The organism is Pseudomonas sp. 2848 (assembly GCF_003253945.1).
Classification (GTDB): Bacteria; Pseudomonadota; Gammaproteobacteria; order Pseudomonadales; family Pseudomonadaceae; genus Aquipseudomonas.
This window is the reverse complement of record NZ_QKZD01000013.1, coordinates 36,409-56,038: the sequence shown is the minus strand read 5'-3', so window position 1 is coordinate 56,038 and position 19,630 is coordinate 36,409. Positions and strand designations below refer to the sequence as shown.

The following is a 19,630-nucleotide window of genomic DNA, read 5'->3' as shown; positions in this document are numbered from 1 at the left end:
TTAGAAATACATGGAGCGGGCACAGTAGAACAACCAAACTATTAATTATCTTTCAGCTATGCGGGGCCATGGCGATCTCAAAGAGATCTATAAGGAAAGGATTACTCAATGAGAAAGACGTAGCCGAATTCCCGAAAAACATAAGACAAATTATGGTCTTATCTGCATGGCTGGGCTGGATATCCTTCGCCTGGTTGATAATAGGTGCACTAGCGTTTTGAGGAGCACACAGAAACTACAGTACAGCCCCTCACAAGGACTGCACTAACCATCATTCAGTCGGCCCGCGAACTTGTCAGCAGGCGAGTGCAAATCAGACTCGCGTCGCACCAGAAACCGCGCGCCCAGGCGGCATCTGCACCTGGGCAACCGCCACATTCAAGGTCAGCTCGAAGCGGCTCCCCAACCCAAGCGTCGACTCATGGGACAACGTGGCCCCGATCAACTCGCTCAACTGGCGGCAGATGGACAGGCCAATCCCCAAACCGCCATAGCGCCGGGTCATCGAACCGTCCACCTGGAAGAAGCGCTGGTACAGCACCGCCTGATCCAGGTCGTCGAAGCCGATGCCGCTGTCACTGACCGTGAGGCTCAGGGCCAGGCTGTCAGGTCCGGTTCGCCGGCCACGGGCCTGCACGGTGACGCCGCCCTGGTGGGTGAACTTCAGCCCGTTGTCCACCAGGCAAGCCAGGCAGCGGGCGAGCTTCTGCGCATCGCCGACCAGGCTGTCGGGCAGGTCGGCGGGGATGTCCAGGCTCAGGTACAGGCCCTTGGCCAGCGCCTGGCTGGCATAACCGGCCCGCAGTTCCTGGAGCAGCCGTCGCAGGCTGAACGCCATGCCATGGTTGCACAGGCGCCCGGCCTGTAGTTCGGTAAGGATGAGGATATCGTCGACCATCGCCATCATGTCCTGGGCCGAGCCGGTGGCGGTGCGATGGTACTGGGCCTGCTCGGCGCTCATGGGCAGGGTGTGCAGCAGTTCCAGCGAACCGATCACGCCGTTCATCGGCGTGCGCAACTCGTGGGTCACGGTGGCGAGAAACTCGTCCTTGAGCCGGTTGCTGCGGGCCAGTTGCAGGTTCAGTTGCTCCAGGGTGCGTCCGGTGTCACGCAGGGTCTGCGCCTGCTGCTCGCGCAAGCTGTTGATGCGGTCGGCCAGGGCCAGCGACAACAGCGCCACCTCCAGCGCCGCGCCAAGCTGGCTGGCGTACATGGTGATGAACAGGTTGGGCAGGTACCCAAGCACCATCAAGGTGTTGACCAGCCCGCCGACGAGGAAGGCCGTCCAGGCGATGATGAACCAGCGCGCAACGCGCAAGCCACGCCACCAGGCATACAACCCCGCACTGAAGATGCTCACGGTGAACAACATTGCCAGCAGCGTGGCCATGCGCAGCGCCACGCCGTAACGCAGGGTCACCGCCAGCACCATCACCAGCGCACCACCTGCCATCAACCCCTTCAGCAGGCGGTCGAGGCCACGGCTGAGGTTGCCCAGTTGCAGGAAATGGCGGGCGAACTGGCAGCCGAACAACCCGGCGGCGCCGATGAACAATGGCGTGGCGGCATTTGCCCACCAGGGGTTGTCCGGCCAGAAGTAGGCGATGCCGGCACCGTTGACCGAGACCTGGTACAGGCCGAACGAGGCGATGTAGAGGATGTAGTACAGGTAGCTGGCATCACGCACGCTGAGGTACAGGAACAAGTTGTAAACCAGCATTACCAGCAGCACGCCGTAGATCATGCCCAGCACGTAAAGACGCGTGGGCTGGTCTTCCAGATAAGCCTGGGCCGACCACAATGTCAGCGGCGCCTGGATCGAACCCTGGCTGTGCAGGCGCAGGTAGACGGTCGTCGCCTGGCCGGGGTGCAGCGGCAGCTCGAACAGATAGTTGTTCTGGCGGATCTGCCGGCTGGCATAGGGCAAGGCATCACCCGTGCGCTGGGCCAGGCGATAGGTGCCTTGCGCGTCCGGCAGATAGAGTTCCAGATGATCCAGCGGCGGGTAGGCAAGCTCCAGCAACCATTGGCGTGGTGCTGGCGAAGGCGTGGCTGAATAGGCAAGATCGACACGGAGCCAGAAAACGGAGGTCGAATAGCCGGCGTTGAGCACCTCGTCGTGATGGGCATGGAAGCGTCCGGCGAATGCGGCGGTACTGACCTGAGCGATGCTGGCGCTGCCATCGTGGTCTTCATAGACCTGCATGTAGCGGCCCAGCGGCAAGCGCCCGGTGGAGTCGTCGAATTCGACCGCTCCGGCAAGCAGGGGCAAGCAGCCCAGAAGCACAATCAGCAAATAGCGCATACAGCCCCAGCATGGCCTGTCCGGTCGCGTCGCGGTTGCCTCCCTTCCCTTTGAGACGACATGATCCGGCAGAACCCGTTCATCGAGTTATCCGAGCACTCTAGCATAGCCTCCAGCACTGCTCAGCAGCTACTGAGAATTTCAATGCAGAGGCTCTAGAACGCACGTTTCAGAATATCCAACAAGACCAAACTGACCACTTGATCAGCAATTCTCTCGCCGCGACCGAACCGCACAAAAAGGTTTGGTGATAAGCTCGCCGACCATGAATACCTACAGCTCCCGCCCCGTTGTCCTCTGTCTCTCCGGCCACGACCCCAGTGGTGGCGCCGGGCTGCAGGCAGATATCGAAGCCCTGATCGCCCAGGGTTGTCACGCCGCACCCGCCGTGACCGCCCTGACCGTGCAGGATACCGTCAACGTTTCCGACTTCCGCGTGCTTGACCGCGAGTGGGTGCTGGCCCAGGCCAATGCCGTGCTGGCCGACTCCCCGGTAGCCGCGGTGAAGCTGGGCATGCTCGGCTCGATCGAGATGGTCGACACCGTCGCCGAACTGCTGTCCGCCCACCCGCACCTGCCTCTGGTCTGCGACCCCGTTCTGCGCGCCGGTGGCGGTGGTCGCCTGGGCAAGGACGAAGTCGGCTACGCGTTGCGCGAACGCCTGCTGCCGCTGGCCACCATCGCCACGCCGAACCTGCCGGAAGCACGCATTCTGGCGGAACTGCCCGAAGGCACCGCGGACGAGTGCGCCGAGAAACTGCTGCCGTTCTGTAGACACCTGTTGATTACCGGCGGTCACGGCGACGAGGTGGAAATCCACAACCGCCTGTATAGCCGCGACGGTCAGCAGCACACCTGGACCTGCCAACGCCTGCCGGGGAGCTACCACGGCTCGGGCTGCACCCTGGCCAGCGCCCTTGCCGGCCGCCTGGCTCTGGGCGAAGCATTGACCAGCGCCGTGCGCAGCGCCCTGGACTACACCTGGCGCACCCTGCGCGACGCAGAACAGCTGGGCAAGGGCCAGTACGTACCGCGCCGCCTGCCCCTGGATTTCTGTTCCTGACACGAGGCCATCCGATGAAGCTCTGCGGTCTGTACGCGATCACCGACAGCCAGCTGCTGGCCGGCCGTTTCCTCTCCCACGTTGAAGCGGCGCTGGAAGGTGGCGTTCGCCTGTTGCAATACCGCGACAAGAGCGACGATACCGCCCACAGACTGCGCGAGGCCGAAGCGTTGAAGACGCTGTGTGAGCGTTACGGCACCGAGCTGATCATCAACGACGACGCCGAACTGGCGGCCCGCCTGGGCGTTGGCGTGCACCTCGGCCAGACCGATGGCCCGCTCACACCGGCCCGCGCCTTGCTCGGCCGCAAGGCGATCATCGGTTCGACCTGCCACGCCAGCCTGGACCTCGCGCGGCAGGCCGCCAGCGAAGGCGCCAGCTATGTCGCCTTCGGCCGCTTCTTCAATTCCGTCACCAAACCGGGCGCGCCCGCCGCCAGCGTCGAACTGCTGGAGCAGGCCCGCGCCCAGGCCAAGCTGCCGATCGCGGTGATCGGCGGCATCACCCTCGACAACGCCGCCCCGCTGGTTGCCCATGGCGCCGACTTGCTGGCGGTTATCCACGGCCTGTTCGGTGCCGACAGCGCGCAGGAAGTCACCCGCCGCGCCCGCGCCTTCAACGCCCTGTTCGCTTGCTGATTTCGAGAGAAGATCCCATGTCCCGTTCCGAAGCCCTGTTCGCCCAAGCCCAGAAACACATCCCCGGTGGCGTCAACTCGCCGGTTCGCGCCTTCAAGAGCGTCGGTGGCACTCCGCTGTTCTTCAAGCACGCCCAAGGCGCCTACGTCATCGATGAAGACGATAAGCGCTACGTCGACTATGTCGGTTCCTGGGGCCCGATGATCCTCGGCCACGCCCACCCAGAGGTCCTGGATTCGGTACGCAAGCAGTTGGAGCACGGCTTGTCCTATGGCGCGCCGACTGCCATGGAAACCCAGATGGCCGACCTGGTGTGCTCGCTCGTGCCGTCGATGGAAATGGTGCGCATGGTCAGCTCCGGCACCGAAGCAACCATGAGCGCCATCCGCCTGGCCCGTGGCTACACCGGCCGTGACGCCATCATCAAGTTCGAAGGCTGCTACCACGGTCACTCCGACAGCCTGCTGGTCAAGGCCGGCTCCGGCCTGCTGACCCAGGGCGTGCCAAGCTCGGCCGGTGTGCCGGCGGACTTCGCCAAGCACACCCTGACCCTGCCGTTCAACGACATCGCCGCCGTCGAGAAGACCCTGGCCGACGTCGGCCAGAGCGTGGCCTGCATCATCGTCGAGCCAGTGGCCGGCAACATGAACTGCGTGCCGCCGGCGCCGGGCTTCCTCGAAGGCCTGCGCGCATTGTGCGACCAGCACGGCGTGGTACTGATCTTCGACGAGGTGATGACCGGCTTCCGCGTTTCTCTCGGCGGTGCCCAGGGCCACTACGGCATCACCCCCGACCTGTCGACCTTCGGCAAGATCGTCGGCGGTGGCATGCCGGTCGGCTGCTTCGGCGGGAAGCGCGAAATCATGGGCTGCATCGCCCCGCTGGGCCCGGTCTACCAGGCCGGCACCCTGTCGGGCAATCCGCTGGCCATGGCCGCCGGCCTGACCACCCTGAAGCTGATCAGCCGCCCGGGCTTCCATGACGAGCTGAGTGCCTTCACCAGCCGCATGCTCGATGGCCTGCAACAGCGTGCCGATGCGGCGGGTATCCCGTTCGTCACCACTCAGGCGGGCGCCATGTTCGGCCTGTACTTCAGCGGCGCCGACGATATCGTCACTTTCGACGACGTGATGGCCAGCGATGCCGAACGCTTCAAGCGTTTCTTCCACCTGATGCTCGAAGGCGGCGTGTACCTGGCGCCAAGCGCCTTCGAAGCGGGTTTCACCTCCATCGCCCATGGCGACAAGGAACTGCAGATCACCCTGGATGCGGCCGAGCGGGCGTTTGCCAAGCTGAAGTAAGGGTGTTCCTGTCTCGGCCTGATCGCGGGCTTGCCCCACGATCAGGCCGGACCAAGCAAGCCTGTGAACCCCATCACAGCCCGCCACGTCCAATCCGGCTGTAGAAATTCGCGTAAATCTTTGTAAGGTAGGCGCTGCTTATCCCATAATGTGCCACCAGAGACATTGGCCGTAGCTTTGCAGAGGTAAGTCGATCCCCATGAACCGCACCGGCCGCGCCCTTACCCTGGGCTGCCTGTTGCTTCTTCAGCCCCTGCTGGCCTTGGCGGAGGGCGGTAATTCGTTGCTGATTCCAGCGACGGGCCGCTGCGCCCTCGATACCGCGCCCGAAGACCTGCCCAATGCCCTGAAGGCCTGCGAGCAGACCGCGCAGTCAGGGGATGCCGAAGCGCAGTACGAGCTGGGCGAGTTCTACTACAGCGGCACGCCGCGCCAACTCGACAACGCGCTCAAGTGGTTCGAGAAAGCCTCGCTGCAAGGCCAGGCGCAGGCACAATACCGTCTCGGCTCGATGTTCTTCCACGGTGAAGGGGTCAAGGCCAACAACGTGCAAGCCTACATCCTGCTCAAGATCGCCGCGGTCAACGGTGCCGAAGACGCCCTGGACATGGCCGACGAAGTCACCGAGCAGATGCCCCGCGACGAGCTCGAGCACGCTACCCAGGTACTCGGCCAGATCTTCCGCAAATACCTGCTGGAACTGCAGAACGCCGAAGGGCGCACACCTTTCTCTCCTCTTCCCTGAACCGTTGCCCGGCCCGGCGCTGGCCCCGGCATCATCGATTCGTCAACTTGCCCTGCCATGCTTTGACGCACGGATCGGACGCTTCCCAGCGACCCTTGATCGTTTCAGTGCTTTCGCCACTGCCACTCAAGGGTTATTCTTGAGTTCACACTCATTGCCGTCGAGCGGCTAAAAACGACCTTGAACGCACCCATACAACCCCATCGCTTTATCCTCGAGCCCTTCGAGGCCCATCGCTTCGCCAACCTGTGCGGCCAGTTCGACGAGCACCTGCGCCTGATCGAACAACGCCTGGCCATCGAGATCCGCAACCGCGGCAATCAGTTCGAACTGATCGGCGAGCCCAAGACCACCTCCGCCGCCGAGCAACTGCTGCGCCGCCTCTATCGCGAAGCCAAGGCAAACGAGCTGTCACCGGAAACGGTGCACCTCTATCTCCAGGAGTCGACGATCGAGAACATCGAGAATCCGGCCGTCAACGAAGTCAGCGTCTCGCTGCGCACGCGCAAGGGCAATATCCGCCCGCGCGGCGTCAACCAGCAGCGCTACGTCAAGGAAATCCTGGCCAACGACATCAACTTCGGCATCGGCCCGGCCGGTACCGGCAAGACGTACCTGGCCGTGGCCTGCGCGGTCGATGCGCTGGAGCGTGAACAGGTGCGCCGCATCCTGCTGGTGCGCCCGGCGGTCGAGGCCGGCGAAAAGCTCGGCTTCCTGCCCGGCGACCTGGCCCAGAAGATCGACCCGTACCTGCGCCCGCTCTACGACGCGCTCTACGAGATGCTTGGCTTCGAGCACGTGGCCAAGCTGATCGAGCGCCAGGTGATCGAGATCGCGCCGCTGGCCTACATGCGCGGCCGCACCCTGAACAACAGCTTCATCATCCTCGACGAGAGCCAGAACACCACGCTCGAACAGATGAAGATGTTCCTCACCCGCATCGGCTTCGGCTCGACCGCGGTGATCACCGGTGACATCACCCAGGTCGACCTGCCCCGCGGCACCAAGTCGGGCCTGGCCCATGTGATCGAGGTGCTCAAGGACGTGCCAGGCATCAGCTTCACCCATTTCCAGCCCAAGGACGTGGTACGCCACCCGTTGGTGCAGCGTATCGTCGAAGCCTACGACCGCTTCGAAGCCCGTCAGTCCAGGCCCGAGGCACCCGGCAAAGATGCTTGAACTCGACCTGCAACGGGCCACGGACGCCGCTGCCCCCGATGACGCCGCCTTCCGCCGCTGGTGCGAACTTGCCCTGCGCCAGCGCAGCGCCGACTCGGAAATGACCATCCGCCTGGTCGACGCCGCCGAAGGCCGCGAGCTGAACCACACCTACCGGCACAAGGACTACGCCACCAACGTGCTGTCCTTCCCCGCCGACGTCCCCGACGAGCTGCTCGACATCCCGTTGCTGGGCGACCTGGTGATCTGCGTGCCGGTGGTCGAGCGCGAGGCCGCCGAACAGGGCAAGTCCCTGGAGGCGCACTGGGCGCACCTGGTCATCCACGGCTGCCTGCACCTGCTTGGCTACGACCACATCGAAGACGATGAGGCCGAGGAAATGGAGGCGCTGGAACGGCAATTGCTGGCGGAACTGGGTCACCCGGACCCTTACGCCGACGACGAAACCGAAACAATCACACACTGATACTGCAAGGATCACGAGTAACCGCCATGAGCGAAGACCGATCGAGCAACGGGCAGAAGTCCTGGTTGGGTAAGCTGACCCAGGCTTTTGCCCATGAGCCGAAAAACCGCCAGGAGCTCCTTGAGCTGCTGCGCGAAGCCCATCAGAACAAACTGCTCGACAGCGAAGCGCTGACCATCGTCGAAGGCGCCATCCAGGTCGCCGACCTGCAGGTACGCGACATCATGGTGCCGCGTTCGCAGATGATCAGCATCAAGGCCAACCAGTCGCCCCGCGAGTTCCTGCCGGCAGTGATCGATGCCGCGCACTCGCGCTACCCGGTGATCGGCGAGAGCCACGACGATGTGCTCGGCATTCTGCTCGCCAAGGACCTGCTGCCGCTGATCCTCAAGGAGAATGGCGACAGCTTCAACATCAAGGACCTGCTGCGCCCGGCCACCTTCGTGCCCGAGTCCAAGCGCCTGAACGTGCTGCTGCGCGAGTTCCGCGCCAACCACAACCACATGGCCATCGTCATCGACGAATACGGCGGCGTGGCAGGGCTGGTGACCATCGAGGACGTGCTCGAGCAGATCGTCGGCGATATCGAGGACGAGCATGACGTCGAGGAAGACAGCTACATCAAGCCGCTGCCCAGCGGCGACTTCCTGGTCAAGGCACTGACCCCGATCGAGAACTTCAACGAGTTCTTCGACAGCGAATTCTCCGATGACGAGTTCGACACGGTCGGCGGCCTGGTGATGAGTGCGTTCGGCCATTTGCCCAAACGTAACGAAACCACCGAGATCGGCGGCTACCGCTTCCGCATACTCAATGCGGACAGCCGCCGGATACACTTGCTGCGCCTGACACCGATCAACCGTTAAGGACGAACATGCGCTGGATCACCCGCCCCGGCTGGCCCGGTAACCTGCTGGCCATGGCGGCCGGCGCCTCCACCCTGCTGGCCCTGGCCCCCTTCGACATCTGGCCGCTGGCCCTGCTGTCCCTCGCGCTGTTCTATGCCGGGCTGCGCGAGCTGAGCCCGCGACAAGCCCTGGGCCGGGGCTGGTGCTTCGGCTTCGGCCTCTACGGCGCCGGCACCTGGTGGATCTACGTCAGCATGAACACCTACGGCGGCGCCTCGCCGCTGCTGGCGATCCTGCTGCTGCTGGCATTCTTCGCCTGCCTGGCCTTCTTCTTCGCCCTGCCCGCCTGGCTCTGGGCACGCTGGTTACGCCGCGACGAGGCGCCGCTGGCAGACGCCTTGTGCTTTGCCGCCCTGTGGTTGCTGCAGGAGGCCTTCCGGGGCTGGTTCCTCACCGGTTTCCCTTGGCTCTATGCAGGTTACAGCCAGCTCGATGGCCCACTGGCGGGCCTGGCGCCGTTGGGCGGCGTGTGGCTGATCTCGTTCGCCCTGGCGTTGACTGCCGCCTTGCTGTGCAACCTCCATCGCCTGCGCGAGCGCCGTTCGTTCCTGGCTGTTGGTGCGGTGTTGCTGGCGGCGCCGTGGATCATCGGCCTGGCCTTGAAGGATCACGCCTGGACCAAGCCGGCAGGTGATCCGCTGAAGGTGGCAGCCCTGCAAGGCAACGTCGAGCAGGACCTGAAGTGGGACCCGGCGCACGTCAATGCGCAACTGGCGCTGTACCGCGACATGAGCTTCAGCTCGAAACCCGTCGACCTGCTGATCTGGCCGGAAACCGCCGTGCCGGTGCTCAAGGACCAGGCCCAGGGCTACATCGACATGATGGGTACCTTCGCCGCCGAACGGCATTCGGCGCTGATCACCGGGGTGCCGGTGCGGCAGATGGTCCACCACCAGCGCCGCTACTTCAACGGCATCACCGTGACCGGCGAGGGCGACGGCACCTACCTCAAGCAGAAGCTGGTGCCCTTCGGTGAGTATGTGCCCTTGCAGGACATGCTGCGCGGCCTGATCGAGTTCTTCAACTTGCCGATGTCGGATTTCGCCCGTGGTCCCGAGGACCAGCCACTGCTGCAGGCCAAGGGGTACCAGGTCGCCCCATACATCTGCTACGAAGTGGTCTATCCCGAGTTCGCTGCGAGCCTGGCCGCACGCAGCGACCTGCTGCTGACCATCAGCAACGACACCTGGTTCGGCACCTCGATCGGCCCGCTGCAACACCTGCAGATGGCCCAGATGCGAGCGCTGGAGGCCGGCCGCTGGATGATCCGCGCCACCAACAACGGCGTAACCGCGCTGATCGACCCGTTCGGCAGGATCACCACGCAGGTCCCGCAGTTCCAGCGGGCCGTGCTGTATGGCGAGGTGGTACCGATGCAGCAACTGACGCCGTACCTGCAATGGCGCTCGTGGCCGCTGGCGATCGTCTGCGTGCTGCTGCTGGGCTGGGCCTTGCTGGCCGGGCGCATTGCGCGAACCGTCTGAAGCATCCCTTGGGCCGCGTAGCGGCCCAAGTCTTAGTAGAACAGGCGATACCCCACTAACCCCGCCGCCTCGTTGAGCAACTGCCCGCTCTGCCACATTGCCCGGTTTTCCGGCAGCAACCCCGCGAACGGCCGCGCATGATCGCGCCCCAGGAACCCCACCGGCGCCGGCACCACTTCGAACCCGGCCCGCTCGAAACTCCAGCGCGAGCGCTGCATGTGCCAGGCCTGCGTCACCACCACCACCCGATTGATACCCAGCGGTTGCAACACCTTGGCGCTGAACTCGGCGTTTTCCCAGGTGGTGTGGCTGGCTTCCTCCTTCCAGGAAACCTTTACGCCAAAGTCCGCCTCCAGGCGGTCAGCCATCAGTTGGGCCTCACTGGGCGGCGTGCCATAGTGCAAGCCACCGCTGGTCAGCACCGGCAGCCCTGAGGCCTTGGCCAGTTGCGCGGCGTAGCGCATGCGCTCGAGGGCAACGTAGGTTGGCTGATCAAGGCCACCCCAGGCCGGATCGCCGCGCTCCCGTCCGGCGCCCAGGACCACGATGGCGTCGGCCCTGGATGCCAGGCCTGCCCACCCCTCGAGCGCCAACGCAGGTTCTGTTTCAAGGGTTCGGGCAACTTGCTCGACCGTCAGTGGCAAGCTCATCAGCCACAAGCCACCCAGCCCCAGGGTGAAACAGGCCGCGGCCAGGCGCGGACGGCGCCGGCGCCACCACCAGGCGGCCAGCAGCAACAGGAACAGGACGCCAGGCGGCATCAACCATTGTTTGATGAAAAAACGGATCGGCATCACACACCTCCATGGAAGGCGTGCAGCCTAAGAGGATCGGCACCGGGCCTCAAGGGCAACCGGCGCCGATCGATGCGTGCATTGTGAAAACCGGCGCGTCTCCGCGCCTGCAACCCTGAACGGCTATCGGGACGGCAATGTCCTGGAGCTGGCTGGGGCGCCGGGGCGCCTGCGGTCCTTGAGCCAGACAATCCTGGCCGAGGACGGCTCCGGTTGCGGGTAGGCACCGGCACTGGCAAATCGGCCTTCCGGGAGGGATTCCAGGTAGGCTTTGATCACCTCGAACTCGGCATGGCTCAGGCCACGTAACTCCAGTTCGTCAGGCATCTCGTCGCGCAATCGCACGGAGGTTCTGGCCACTTCCAGTGCCAGGCCCAAACGGTCGATCAAGCGCTCGTAAAGCTCCGGTTTGCTTGCGGTTAGTTGCGACTCTCCCATCCGTTCACCTCATTGAAGGTAAGAATATCTCCCCCCACAGATGAGCTTAGCGTCACTCGTAAAAGCGGCCGGGCGCCGCGACCAACGGCCCGCGCGGCGGGCGATGCAATCAGGGTTTCCCACGATGCGCGGCGCTCATGTATGCTACGGCGTTCACTCTTGCAGATCCCGGAGTGCCGGACGCAGCGAGGTCGAGCTGCCTGGAACATGTCTCTTATCTCTCAATACAAAGTAGCCATGCACGAACAATACACGCCCCGTGATGTAGAAGCCGCCGCCCAGAATGCCTGGGACGAGCAACAATCGTTCGCTGTCACCGAACAGCCAGGCAAAGACACCTACTATTGCCTATCGATGTTCCCGTACCCGAGCGGCAAGCTACACATGGGCCACGTGCGCAACTACACCATCGGTGACGTGATCGCCCGCTATCAGCGCATGCTGGGCAAGAACGTACTGCAACCGATGGGCTGGGACGCCTTCGGCATGCCGGCGGAAAACGCCGCGATGAAGAACAACGTCGCCCCGGCCAAGTGGACCTACGAGAACATCGACTACATGAAGACCCAGCTCAAGAGCCTGGGTCTGGCCATCGACTGGTCGCGTGAAGTCACCACCTGCAAGCCGGACTACTACCGCTGGGAGCAGTGGCTGTTCACCCGCCTGTTCGAGAAAGGCATCATCTACCGCAAGAACGGCACCGTGAACTGGGACCCGGCGGACCAGACCGTCCTGGCCAACGAGCAGGTCATCGATGGCCGTGGCTGGCGCTCGGGCGCGCTGATCGAAAAGCGCGAAATCCCGATGTACTACTTCCGCATCACCGACTACGCCGACGAGCTGCTGGAAAGCCTCGACGAGCTGCCGGGCTGGCCCGAGCAGGTCAAGACCATGCAGCGCAACTGGATCGGCAAGTCCCGCGGCATGGAAGTGCAGTTCCCCTATGACCAGGCGAGCATCGGTCATGAGGGCACCCTGAAAGTCTTCACCACCCGTCCGGACACCCTGATGGGCGCCACCTACGTTGCCGTCGCCGCCGAACACCCGCTGGCCACCCAGGCCGCCCAGGGCAACCCGGCGCTGCAGGCGTTCATCGACGAGTGCAAGAGCGGCAGCGTCGCCGAGGCCGACATGGCCACGCAGGAGAAGAAGGGCATGGCCACTTCCCTGTTCGTCGAGCACCCGCTGACCGGCGAAAAGCTGCCGGTATGGGTCGCCAACTACGTGCTGATGCACTACGGCGATGGCGCTGTCATGGCCGTGCCGGCGCACGACGAGCGCGACTTCGAGTTCGCCCACAAGTACAACCTGCCGGTCAAGGCGGTGGTGCGCACCAGCGTCGGCGACGAAGTCGGCAGCGAATGGCTGGCCGCCTATGGCGAGCATGGCCAGCTGATCAACTCCGGCGAATTCGACGGCCTGGACTTCCAGGGCGCCTTCGATGCCATCGAGGCCGCGCTGATCCGCAAGGACCTCGGCAAGTCGCGCACCCAGTTCCGCCTGCGCGACTGGGGCATCAGCCGCCAGCGCTACTGGGGTTGCCCGATCCCGATCATCCACTGCCCGTCCTGCGGCGACGTGCCGGTGCCGGAAGACCAGCTGCCCGTTACACTTCCGGAAAACGTGGTACCGGACGGTGCCGGTTCGCCCCTGGCGCGCATGCCCGAGTTCTACGAGTGCACCTGCCCGAAATGCGGCACCGCGGCCAAGCGCGAAACCGACACCATGGACACCTTCGTCGAGTCGTCCTGGTACTTCGCCCGCTATGCCTCGCCGAACTACGATAAAGGCCTGGTCGACCCTAAAGCCGCCAACCACTGGCTGCCTGTCGACCAGTACATCGGCGGCATCGAGCACGCCATCCTGCACCTGCTGTATGCGCGCTTCTTCCACAAGCTGATGCGTGACGAAGGCCTGGTCACCTCCAACGAGCCGTTCAAGAACCTGCTGACCCAGGGCATGGTCGTCGCCGAAACCTACTACCGCGTCGCCAGCAACGGCGGCAAGGACTGGTTCAACCCGGCCGACGTCGAGATCGAGCGTGACGCCAAGGCCAAGATCATCGGCGCGCGCCTGAAGACCGATGGCCTGCCGGTGGAAATCGGCGGCACCGAGAAGATGTCGAAGTCGAAGAACAACGGCGTCGACCCGCAGTCGATGATCGAGCAGTACGGCGCCGACACCTGCCGCCTGTTCATGATGTTCGCCTCGCCGCCCGACATGAGCCTGGAATGGTCCGACTCCGGCGTCGAAGGCGCCAGCCGCTTCCTGCGCCGCGTCTGGCGCCTGGCCCAGGCCCACGTGGCCCAAGGCCTGCCGGGCACGCTGGACATCGCCGCCCTGAGCGACGAGCAGAAGGTCATCCGTCGCGCCATCCATGCCGCGATCAAGCAGGCCAGCACCGACGTGGGCCAGTACCACAAGTTCAACACCGCCATCGCCCAGGTGATGACCGTGATGAACGTGCTGGAGAAGGCGCCACAGGCGACCGCCCAGGATCGCGCCCTGCTGCAGGAGGGCCTCGAGGCCGTGACCCTGCTGCTGGCACCGATCACCCCGCACATCTCCCATGAGCTGTGGAAGCAGCTGGGCCACGACCAGGCGGTGATCGATGCGAACTGGCCGATTGTCGATGAAGGCGCCCTGGTACAGGACACTGTGACCCTGGTGGTACAGGTCAACGGCAAGCTGCGTGGCCAGGTGGAGATGCCGGCCGCCGCCAGCCGCGAGGAAGTCGAGGCCGCCGCTCGCAACAACGAGAACGTCCTGCGCTTCACCGACGGCCTGACCATCCGCAAGGTCATCGTCGTTCCGGGCAAACTGGTCAATATCGTCGCCAACTGATGGCAACGCCCGCCTGCACACCCTGCAGGCGGGCGTAATCGGTCCACGAGGGAGCAACACACATGATCAAACGCAATCTGCTGGTAATGGGCCTGGCTGTGCTGCTCAGCGCCTGCGGTTTCCAGCTGCGCGGCACCGGAACCAACGAACTGAGCATCAAGGAAATTGACCTCGGCGCCCGCAACCAGTACGGCCCGACCGTCATGCAGCTGCGCCGCACCCTGGAAAGCAGCGGCGTGAAGGTCTACGCCGGTGCCCCCTACAAGCTGGTACTCACCAACGAGCAGGAAAACCAGCGCGCCGCAACCTACGACGGCGGCAGCCGCTCGGCCGAATATGAGCTGAGCATCGTGCTCAACTACGCACTGGAAGGCCAGAACGACACACGCCTGCTCGAAGACAAACTGCAGGTGCGCAAGTACTACATTCACGACGGCAACAACATCAACGGCTCTGGCCAGGAAGCCAACCAGGTCCGCGAAGAAATGCGCCGCGATCTGGTACAGGGCATGATGGCCCGCCTGCAGCAGCTGACCCCGGAACACCTCGACGAGCTGCAACGCAAGGCCAACGAGCGCGCCGAAGCCGAGGCTCGCGCCCTGAAGGAAGCCCAGCGCATCCAGGACGAGACGCCTCAGCAGTCGCCGCTGGAAGTCCCGGCTCCCTGAGCCTGAACGGGGCACCTGAGGTGCCCCGCCCTTCGCCATGAAGCTCTCCCCCGCCCAACTCAACAAGCACCTGCAAGGCCAGCTGGCGCCCGTCTACATCGTCAGCGGTGACGACCCGCTGCTGTGCCAGGAGGCCGCCGACGCCATCCGCAGCGCCGCGCGCCAGCAGGGCTACGACGAACGCCAGGTGTTCAGCGCCGATGCCAACTTCGACTGGGGCAACCTGCTGCTGGCCGGGGCCAGCCTGTCGTTGTTCGCCCAGCGCCGGCTGCTGGAGCTGCGCCTGCCCTCGGGCAAGCCCGGCGACAAAGGCGCTGCCGCGCTGATGGAATACTGCGCCAACCCGGCCGAGGACACGCTGCTGCTGATCAGCCTGCCCAAGCTCGATGGCAGCGCGCAGAAAACCAAGTGGGGCAAGGCCTTGATCGAAGGCGCGCACTGCCAATTCATCCAGATCTGGCCGGTGGACGCCCAGCAACTACCGCAATGGATCAACCAGCGCCTGTCCCAGGCCGGCCTGTCGGCCCAGCGTGACGCCATCGACTTGATCGCCGCCCGGGTCGAGGGCAACCTGCTGGCCGCCGCCCAGGAGATCGAGAAGCTCAAGTTGCTCGCCGAGGGCAACCAGATCACCGTCGAAACCGTCCAGGCCGCTGTCGCCGACAGCGCCCGCTTCGATGTGTTCGGGTTGGTCGATGCCATTCTCAATGGCGAAGCAGCCCATGCCCTGCGCATGCTCGAAGGGCTGCGCGGTGAAGGTGTCGAGCCGCCGGTCATCCTCTGGGCCCTTGCCCGCGAACTGCGCTTGCTGGCCGGGCTCGCACAACAGTTCAGCCAGGGCGTGCCGCTGGACAAGGCCTTCAGCCAGGCGCGCCCACCGGTGTGGGACAAGCGCCGACCACTGGTGAGCAAGGCCCTGCAGCGCCTCTCTGCGCAGCGCTGGGCCATGCTTCTGCAGGATGCCCAGCGTATCGATGCGCAGATCAAGGGCCAGGCCGAGGGCTCGCCGTGGACCAGTCTGGCGCGCCTGTCGCTGCTCATGGCCGGACAACGCCTGCCGCTGCCCGCCGAATAAAGCGCCCCGCCGCCATAAACACAATCAATTGGCTCACATAGCGCTACAGGCCTACAGTGCGCCCGCAATCCAACTAGACCGGGAACCCGCCATGAGCAAGAAGCCGAAAAAGCACGGCCCCAACAAGGCCAAGTCGATCATCGCCCAACCGCTGTTCCGCTGCCGCCAGGAACAGGCAGGAAAAGGCAAAGGCAGCTATCGCCGCGAAGCCTTCCAATCGAGAGATTGGGAGGCTTCCTGCTTTATGGCCGCCTGAAAAGGCATGAAATGCGCAGGCATGGTATGGTCGGCACCTGACCTGCAATTCTGGATCTGTGCATGCCCTCTCGTCTCACTCTCCGCTGGCAACCCCGCCAGCTGATCGCGGCCACAAGCTTCATCCTGCTCGTCGCCTGCGCCGAGAAACCCACCGCCGCCGATGCCCTGCCGCTGGCCCCCGTCCAGCCCGCACCCGTCGTTACGCTGCCCGGCACCACGCCCGATGGCAGCAGCGAAATCCAGCCCCTGCAGACCTTCGCCCAATGGCAGGCCGGTTTCCGCGAGCAAGCCCTGCAAGCCGGGATCAGCGCCAGTCTGTTCGACCGTGCCTTCCTCGGCGTCACCCCGGACATGGACGTGATCAAGGCTGACCGCAGCCAACCGGAGTTCACCCGCCCAGTCTGGGAATACCTGGACGGCGCCCTGTCGCCGCTGCGCGTACGCAACGGCAAGAAACTGCTCGAACAGAATGCCGAGCTACTGGCACGCATCGAGCAACGCTACGGCGTCGACCGCCAGGTGCTGGTCTCGGTTTGGGGTATGGAGAGCAACTTCGGGCAGTTCCAGGGCAGCAAGTCGGTGATCCGTTCGCTGGCCACCCTGGCCTATGAAGGCCGCCGCCCCCAGTTCGCCCAGGACCAACTGATCGCCGCCCTACAGATCCTGCAAAACGGCGACATCCAGCCTGACGCGATGCGCGGCTCCTGGGCCGGCGCCATGGGCCAGACCCAGTTCATCCCGACCACCTACCTCACCCACGCGGTGGACTTCGACGGTGATGGTCGCCGTGACATCTGGAACAGCACCGCCGATGCGCTGGCCTCCACCGCGCACTACCTGCAGGCCTCCGGCTGGAAGCGTGGCCAGCCTTGGGGCTTCGAGGTACAGGTACCTGCAGGCTTCGACTGGTGGCTGGCCGATGGCAGCCAGCGCAAGAGCGTCAGCGAATGGTTGCAACTGGGCGTGAAACTGCCCGCTGGTACCGCATTGCCCACCGGCAGCAACCAGCTGTCCGCCGCCCTGCTGCTGCCCGCCGGCGCCCGTGGGCCGGCGTTCCTGGTACTGGACAACTTCCGCGCGATCCTCAAGTACAACAACTCGTCTTCCTATGCGCTGGCGGTGAGCCTGCTGGGGGATCGCTTCTACGGTTGGGGGTTCATTGCCGGCAGCTGGCCAAAAGAAGACCTGCCGCTGAGCCGCAGCGAACGAATCGAGCTGCAGACCTTGCTCAACGCCAGTGGCCATGAGGCAGGCAATCCTGACGGGATCATCGGCGCCAATACCCGCAAGGCCATTCGCAATGCCCAGCAGGCGCAGGGCTGGCCGGCGGATGGATATCCGACGCACAAGCTGCTCGACAGCCTGCGTCGCTAGAAAGTACTGGGGCCGCAAAGCGGCCCCAACTGTTTCAGGCCTTGAACAAGGCCTGCTCGAGCACCAGCCGTTTCGCTCCCGCCTCGAGCCTGACCTGCGCGCCCAATGGCAGGCACACATTCGGATCACAATGTCCGCTGCGCCACCCCGCCAGCACCGGCACCCCGAGCGGGCCGAAGATATCCAGCAGCAAGGGCGTCATGGCCGCGACCGTGATCCCGGCAAAATCCCCCACCAGTACACCACGCACACCCTCCAGCTGGCCGGCCAGGCGCAATTGGGTCAGCAGGCGGTCGACACGATAGAGCGGCTCGTTGACGTCCTCGATGAACAGGATGCTGTCCCGGGTGTCGACTTCCGCCAACGTCCCCAGCGTGGTGCCGAGCAGCGACAGGTTGCCACCGACCAGACGCCCGCTGGCAACACCGGACACCACGCTGGTGAGCGCAAAAGCCGCTGGATGGCCGATCGCATCACCCGCCCCCAGCCGCCCCCTCAACTGCCCGAACAGAGAGCTGACGGTGGGCTCGAGCTTGCCCCCCAGCAGGTCGGCATTGAGCATTGCGCCATGGAAGGCCAGCATCCCGGTATGTCGATTGAGCGCCGAATGCAGGGCGGTGATGTCGCTGTAACCCACCAGGGGCTTGGGATGGCGGCGGATCAGTTCGAAGTCGATTCGGTCCAGCAGGCGCATGCTGCCGTAACCGCCGCGCATGCACAGGATGGCGTCGATGTCCGGGGCGCTGAACGCATCGTGCAAGTCGCGCAGGCGCTGCTCGTCGCTACCGGCAAGGTAACCGTCCGCCTGCAGCACTCCAGGATAGATGCGGCATTGCTGGCCACGGTCTTCGAACCACCGGCGGGCCTTGTCGGTATCCAGCCGTGCCGGACCTGCCGGGGCGACGATGGCGAAACGGGCGTTGTCAGGCAGGGCCTTGGGCAACAGGTACTCGGCAGTTTCCAGGCAATTCATCGCGCCACTCCTTGCAGCTTGTCGCTTGAAACTTGTAGCTCAAAAAAAAGCCGATGCCGCCTTCCGGCGCACATCGGCATATCCCGCTCAAGCCCGACTCAGAGCTTGATCTTGGCTTCGTGGGCCTGCTGGTCGGCGTGGTACGACGAGCGTACCAGAGGACCGGAGGCGACGTTCTTGAAGCCCATCTTGTAACCTTCCTCGGCGAACCAGGCGAAGGTGTCCGGGTGCACGAAGCGCTGTACCGGCAAGTGGTTGCGCGACGGCTGCAGGTACTGGCCGAGGGTGAGCATGTCGATATCGTGCTCGCGCATACGATGCATCACCTCGATGACCTCCTCGTCGGTCTCGCCCAGGCCCAGCATCAGGCCGGACTTGGTCGGTACGTGCGGGACCATCTGCTTGAACTTCTGCAGCAGGTCCAACGACCAGTCGTAGTCCGAGCCCGGACGCGCGGCCTTGTACAGGCGCGGCACGGTCTCGAGGTTGTGGTTGAACACGTCCGGCGGGGTCTGCGCGGTGATTTCCAGTGCCACGTCCATGCGGCCGCGATAGTCCGGCACCAGGGTCTCAAGCTGCACGCCCGGCGACAGCGCGCGGATCTCGCGAATGCAGTCGGCGAAGTGCTGGGCACCGCCGTCACGCAGGTCATCGCGGTCCACCGAGGTGATCACTACGTACTTCAGGCGCAGATCGGCGATGGCCACGGCCAGGTTCTTCGGCTCGTCGACATCCAGCGGCTTCGGCCGGCCGTGACCGACGTCACAGAACGGGCAGCGGCGGGTGCAGATGTCGCCCATGATCATGAAGGTGGCGGTACCGCCAGAGAAGCACTCACCCAGGTTCGGGCAGGAGGCTTCTTCGCATACGCTGTGCAGCTTGTGCTTGCGCAGCAGTTGCTTGATGCGGTCGACTTCCGGGGAAACCGGTATGCGCACGCGGATCCAGTCGGGTTTTTTCGGCAGCTCTTCGGTGGGGATGATCTTCACCGGGATACGTGCCACTTTGTCGGCGCCACGCAACTTCACGCCGGCTTCCACTTTTTTAGGAGCAGGGCGTGGGGTGACGTCTTGCGTCGGGATCAGGTTCGGCACGGCTTCTTGCACAGTTGTCATAA

Annotated in this window: 18 protein-coding genes; 13 read left to right on the top strand and 5 right to left on the bottom strand. The window is 64.3% G+C overall.

Translation table 11 applies throughout. From position 1 onward, the window contains the following. Window positions 1-313 precede the first annotated feature (313 nt). Window positions 314-2,305: a hybrid sensor histidine kinase/response regulator gene (locus tag DFS21_RS22455; RefSeq protein WP_111533156.1), complete on the bottom strand. Its 1,992-nt coding sequence runs from the start codon at window positions 2,303-2,305 to the stop codon at window positions 314-316. A gap of 265 nt (window positions 2,306-2,570) precedes the next feature. On the opposite strand from DFS21_RS22455, the gene DFS21_RS22450 reads away from it, so the two are divergent. The 8 genes from DFS21_RS22450 (at window position 2,571) to lnt (ending at window position 10,089) form a co-directional block, all read left to right on the top strand. Continuing rightward, window positions 2,571-3,368: a hydroxymethylpyrimidine/phosphomethylpyrimidine kinase gene (locus DFS21_RS22450; protein WP_102684169.1), complete on the top strand. Its 798-nt coding sequence runs from the start codon at window positions 2,571-2,573 to the stop codon at window positions 3,366-3,368. A 14-nt stretch (window positions 3,369-3,382) separates the two neighbouring features. After that, entirely contained in the window at window positions 3,383-4,006 is a 624-nt protein-coding gene (thiE, locus tag DFS21_RS22445; protein ID WP_110703188.1) for a thiamine phosphate synthase, read from the top strand. A 17-nt stretch (window positions 4,007-4,023) separates the two neighbouring features. Continuing rightward, window positions 4,024-5,307, top strand: coding sequence for a glutamate-1-semialdehyde 2,1-aminomutase (gene hemL, locus DFS21_RS22440; protein ID WP_110703191.1), 1,284 nt, complete (start codon window positions 4,024-4,026; stop codon window positions 5,305-5,307). A 199-nt stretch (window positions 5,308-5,506) separates the two neighbouring features. Then, window positions 5,507-6,052 carry a tetratricopeptide repeat protein gene (locus tag DFS21_RS22435; RefSeq protein ID WP_102684172.1) on the top strand — a complete coding sequence of 182 codons (546 nt, stop codon included), beginning with the start codon at window positions 5,507-5,509 and terminating at the stop codon, window positions 6,050-6,052. Window positions 6,053-6,232: 180 nt separating this feature from the next. Further along, window positions 6,233-7,231 carry a PhoH family protein gene (locus DFS21_RS22430; protein WP_110703194.1) on the top strand — a complete coding sequence of 333 codons (999 nt, stop codon included), beginning with the start codon at window positions 6,233-6,235 and terminating at the stop codon, window positions 7,229-7,231. After that, window positions 7,224-7,697 carry an rRNA maturation RNase YbeY gene (gene ybeY / locus DFS21_RS22425; protein ID WP_023630353.1) on the top strand — a complete coding sequence of 158 codons (474 nt, stop codon included), beginning with the start codon at window positions 7,224-7,226 and terminating at the stop codon, window positions 7,695-7,697. The genes DFS21_RS22430 and ybeY overlap by 8 nt, the downstream gene beginning before the upstream one ends. A 26-nt stretch (window positions 7,698-7,723) precedes the next feature. Further along, entirely contained in the window at window positions 7,724-8,563 is an 840-nt protein-coding gene (locus tag DFS21_RS22420; RefSeq protein WP_023630352.1) for an HlyC/CorC family transporter, read from the top strand. Between the two features lie 8 nt (window positions 8,564-8,571). After that, the gene (gene lnt / locus DFS21_RS22415) at window positions 8,572-10,089 is read left to right on the top strand and encodes an apolipoprotein N-acyltransferase (RefSeq protein ID WP_110703197.1); all 1,518 of its coding nucleotides are present in this window, start codon (window positions 8,572-8,574) and stop codon (window positions 10,087-10,089) included. Between the two features lie 32 nt (window positions 10,090-10,121). Here the strand turns inward: lnt and DFS21_RS22410 are convergent, their stop codons facing one another. Together DFS21_RS22410 and DFS21_RS22405 are read right to left on the bottom strand one after the other, a co-directional pair. After that, window positions 10,122-10,883: a YdcF family protein gene (locus DFS21_RS22410; protein ID WP_111533155.1), complete on the bottom strand. Its 762-nt coding sequence runs from the start codon at window positions 10,881-10,883 to the stop codon at window positions 10,122-10,124. 123 nt (window positions 10,884-11,006) lie between these two features. After that, complete coding sequence (locus tag DFS21_RS22405) at window positions 11,007-11,321, bottom strand: hypothetical protein (RefSeq protein WP_110703200.1); 315 nt, start codon at window positions 11,319-11,321, stop codon at window positions 11,007-11,009. Window positions 11,322-11,558: 237 nt separating this feature from the next. Between DFS21_RS22405 and leuS the strand changes: the two genes are divergently transcribed. The 5 genes from leuS to DFS21_RS22380 all read left to right on the top strand — a co-directional run bounded on the left by leuS (window position 11,559) and on the right by DFS21_RS22380 (window position 17,540). Then, window positions 11,559-14,165, top strand: a complete 2,607-nt coding sequence (gene leuS, locus DFS21_RS22400; RefSeq protein ID WP_111533154.1) for a leucine--tRNA ligase — start codon at window positions 11,559-11,561, stop codon at window positions 14,163-14,165. Window positions 14,166-14,227: 62 nt separating this feature from the next. Continuing rightward, a complete protein-coding gene (gene lptE, locus DFS21_RS22395; RefSeq protein ID WP_111533153.1) occupies window positions 14,228-14,833 on the top strand; it encodes an LPS assembly lipoprotein LptE in 606 nt (201 codons plus the stop codon). 37 nt (window positions 14,834-14,870) lie between these two features. Beyond that, window positions 14,871-15,908: a DNA polymerase III subunit delta gene (holA, locus tag DFS21_RS22390; protein ID WP_111533152.1), complete on the top strand. Its 1,038-nt coding sequence runs from the start codon at window positions 14,871-14,873 to the stop codon at window positions 15,906-15,908. A gap of 91 nt (window positions 15,909-15,999) precedes the next feature. Beyond that, the gene (arfA, locus tag DFS21_RS22385; protein WP_023630277.1) at window positions 16,000-16,164 is read left to right on the top strand and encodes an alternative ribosome rescue factor ArfA; all 165 of its coding nucleotides are present in this window, start codon (window positions 16,000-16,002) and stop codon (window positions 16,162-16,164) included. A 62-nt stretch (window positions 16,165-16,226) separates the two neighbouring features. Further along, window positions 16,227-17,540: a lytic murein transglycosylase gene (locus DFS21_RS22380; protein WP_111533151.1), complete on the top strand. Its 1,314-nt coding sequence runs from the start codon at window positions 16,227-16,229 to the stop codon at window positions 17,538-17,540. Between the two features lie 34 nt (window positions 17,541-17,574). Here the strand turns inward: DFS21_RS22380 and DFS21_RS22375 are convergent, their stop codons facing one another. Together DFS21_RS22375 and lipA are read right to left on the bottom strand one after the other, a co-directional pair. Beyond that, a complete protein-coding gene (locus tag DFS21_RS22375; protein ID WP_110703217.1) occupies window positions 17,575-18,513 on the bottom strand; it encodes an LD-carboxypeptidase in 939 nt (312 codons plus the stop codon). A gap of 98 nt (window positions 18,514-18,611) precedes the next feature. Beyond that, entirely contained in the window at window positions 18,612-19,628 is a 1,017-nt protein-coding gene (gene lipA / locus DFS21_RS22370) for a lipoyl synthase (protein ID WP_046857277.1), read from the bottom strand. Between the last annotated feature and the right edge of the window lie 2 nt (window positions 19,629-19,630).

Excerpts from the sequence above, each read along its gene's own strand:
- DFS21_RS22455 (WP_111533156.1), bottom strand. The coding sequence starts at position 2,305 with ATGCGCTATTTGCTGATTGTGCTTCTGGGCTGCTTGCCCCTGCTTGCC.
- DFS21_RS22380 (WP_111533151.1), top strand. The coding sequence starts at position 16,227 with ATGCCCTCTCGTCTCACTCTCCGCTGGCAACCCCGCCAGCTGATCGCG.
- DFS21_RS22405 (WP_110703200.1), bottom strand. The coding sequence starts at position 11,321 with ATGGGAGAGTCGCAACTAACCGCAAGCAAACCGGAGCTTTACGAGCGC.
- DFS21_RS22420 (WP_023630352.1), top strand. The coding sequence starts at position 7,724 with ATGAGCGAAGACCGATCGAGCAACGGGCAGAAGTCCTGGTTGGGTAAG.
- DFS21_RS22435 (WP_102684172.1), top strand. The coding sequence starts at position 5,507 with ATGAACCGCACCGGCCGCGCCCTTACCCTGGGCTGCCTGTTGCTTCTT.
- DFS21_RS22410 (WP_111533155.1), bottom strand. The coding sequence starts at position 10,883 with ATGCCGATCCGTTTTTTCATCAAACAATGGTTGATGCCGCCTGGCGTC.
- thiE (WP_110703188.1), top strand. The coding sequence starts at position 3,383 with ATGAAGCTCTGCGGTCTGTACGCGATCACCGACAGCCAGCTGCTGGCC.
- lipA (WP_046857277.1), bottom strand. The coding sequence starts at position 19,628 with ATGACAACTGTGCAAGAAGCCGTGCCGAACCTGATCCCGACGCAAGAC.
- DFS21_RS22450 (WP_102684169.1), top strand. The coding sequence starts at position 2,571 with ATGAATACCTACAGCTCCCGCCCCGTTGTCCTCTGTCTCTCCGGCCAC.
- leuS (WP_111533154.1), top strand. The coding sequence starts at position 11,559 with ATGCACGAACAATACACGCCCCGTGATGTAGAAGCCGCCGCCCAGAAT.
- arfA (WP_023630277.1), top strand. The coding sequence starts at position 16,000 with ATGAGCAAGAAGCCGAAAAAGCACGGCCCCAACAAGGCCAAGTCGATC.
- DFS21_RS22375 (WP_110703217.1), bottom strand. The coding sequence starts at position 18,513 with ATGAATTGCCTGGAAACTGCCGAGTACCTGTTGCCCAAGGCCCTGCCT.
- hemL (WP_110703191.1), top strand. The coding sequence starts at position 4,024 with ATGTCCCGTTCCGAAGCCCTGTTCGCCCAAGCCCAGAAACACATCCCC.
- lptE (WP_111533153.1), top strand. The coding sequence starts at position 14,228 with ATGATCAAACGCAATCTGCTGGTAATGGGCCTGGCTGTGCTGCTCAGC.
- holA (WP_111533152.1), top strand. The coding sequence starts at position 14,871 with ATGAAGCTCTCCCCCGCCCAACTCAACAAGCACCTGCAAGGCCAGCTG.
- lnt (WP_110703197.1), top strand. The coding sequence starts at position 8,572 with ATGCGCTGGATCACCCGCCCCGGCTGGCCCGGTAACCTGCTGGCCATG.
- ybeY (WP_023630353.1), top strand. The coding sequence starts at position 7,224 with ATGCTTGAACTCGACCTGCAACGGGCCACGGACGCCGCTGCCCCCGAT.